A 1,899-nucleotide genomic window follows, 5' to 3' on the forward strand; every position below is an offset into this window, starting at 1 on the left:
TCGAGCCACGCGAGCGCATCGACGTACGACAGGAACTGCTGCAGGTATTCCGGCGACAGGTCGCGCATCGTCGCGAGCGAGCGGTGCACGAGGCTGTTCGAATTGAGCGGCCCCGCGTTGCGCGGCACCTGGTCGAGCGACTGGCGGTATTGCTGTTCCGTGCGGACTTTCGACCACATCGTGCGGAAGTAGTCGATCAGTTCGGGATCGAGCCCGCGCCGGTCGGCCTGCGCATCACGCGCGAAGCCTTCGACGAGCGCGGCAAGCGCGCCGCGCGCGGGCACGCTCGTCGCGGCTTGCACCGTCTCGCGCGGGGCTTCGGCATCGTCGTCGCGCGCGACGCGCTTCGCAAACCCATCGATTAACGTCGCCAGCCGCACATCGAGCAACGCGCGTGCAGCGCCGTCGAGCACAGCCGCGCGCCGTTCGAGCGCATCGATCCGATGAAAACCTACCGGATCGAGCCGGTCGGCGCCCTGCTCGCGCCATGCGTCGAGCATCGCGCGAACCTGCGTCGCGTCGCCCGTCACTTTGCCTTTCCTCCGTTCGACGCCGACTTGCGCGGCACCGGCGCGATTTCCACGCGGCGGTTCTTCGCGCGGCCTTCATCGTCCGCATTCGAGCTGACCGGCTGTTCGGAACCGAACGCGGCCGCGAACACCGACGACGCCGGCACGCCGGCATCGATCATCGCGCGCGTCACGGTCAACGCGCGCTTGGCCGACAGTTCCCAATTGTCCGCGAACAGGCGGTTGCCCGCGTGCACCTGCTGGTCGTCCGCGAAGCCGCTGATCATCAGGATCTCGTCACGGGTCTTCAAGTACGTGGCGAGCGGGCCGGCCAGCGTCTTCAGCAGGTCGCGGCCCGCGGGCTGCAACTGATCGGAGTTCAGCGCGAACAGCACGTTGCCGCTGATGCCGATGCGCCCGTTCACGAGCGTCACGCGGCCGGCCGCGAGCGGCCCGGCGAGCGCCTGTTCGAGCGACTTGCGCTGCTGCGCTTCAAGCTGGCGCGCGCGCACCGCTTCCTCGAGCTTCGACGTGAGCTGAAGCTGCATGCCGATCACGCCGACCAGGATCAGCACGAACGCGCCGAGCAGCACCGACATCAGGTCGGCGAACGCGGGCCATACCGGCGCCGAAGGCGCGCCGCCGTCGATTTCGTCGTGCATGCGTTACGCTCCGACGCTCGCCCGCCGGCCGGCGAGCTGTTGCAGATCCTCGACGATCTGCTTCTGCGACATCACGCTCAGGTCGATCACCTCGCGCGCCTGCGCGACGTAGTACTCGAGCTGTTCGTCGCTGCGCGCGAGCGATTTCTCGAGCGCGGCCTCGATGCGCTGCAGATGCGTCAGCAGCTTGTCGTTCGATTCGCCGAACACCTGCACGGCCATCCCGAATGCATCGCCGAGGCTCGCCACTTCGACGGCCCCGGCCGTGACCTGCGCGGCCACCGAATCGAGCTTGCGCGTTTCGGCATCGACGGTGTCGTTGAAGCGCGCGCCGACGCGGTCGAGCAGATCGGCCGACGTGCTGACGAGCGCGTCGATCGCGGCGCGCTGTTCGGTCGACGCGTGGTTGACCGCGCCGAGCAGCGTCTCCAGCGTCGCGAGCAGGCGGCTGCGTTCCTCGAGCGTCGCGGTGTCGCGCACCATGCTGTCGGACAGGCGCTGGCGCAGCTCGGCGACGACGTCGGCCGCGGCTTTCGGCGCTTCCGATGCGGCCTGCACGAGACGCGCGATTTCGTTGATCGTGTCGCTCGCGTGCACCTGCGCCTGCGCGGTGATGTCGTTCGCGGTGCGGGTCAGCGTGTCGCAGATGTCCTGCTGGCGCGCCGCGGCCTGCGCGCTCGTCTGCGCCCATTCGTCGCGCAGCGCGGTGGCCATCGCGGCGAGCCGAA

At 69.0% G+C, this 1,899-nt stretch carries 2 protein-coding genes and 1 pseudogene; all 3 read right to left on the reverse strand.

Annotated elements, in window-relative coordinates:
* On the reverse strand, positions 1–530 hold a 530-nt coding region (locus JMF90_RS35210), incomplete at its 3' end, for a DUF2894 domain-containing protein (RefSeq protein ID WP_201326177.1).
* Positions 527–1,171, reverse strand: coding sequence for an OmpA family protein (locus tag JMF90_RS35215; RefSeq protein WP_006479648.1), 645 nt, complete (start codon positions 1,169–1,171; stop codon positions 527–529). The genes JMF90_RS35215 and JMF90_RS35210, both read right to left, overlap by 4 nt.
* Positions 1,172–1,174: 3 nt before the next feature.
* Positions 1,175–1,899, reverse strand: a pseudogene (locus JMF90_RS35220) (DUF802 domain-containing protein); the annotation flags it as partial.

This window comes from Burkholderia sp. E168m23, assembly GCF_016586125.1.
GTDB lineage: Bacteria > Pseudomonadota > Gammaproteobacteria > Burkholderiales > Burkholderiaceae > Burkholderia > Burkholderia orbicola.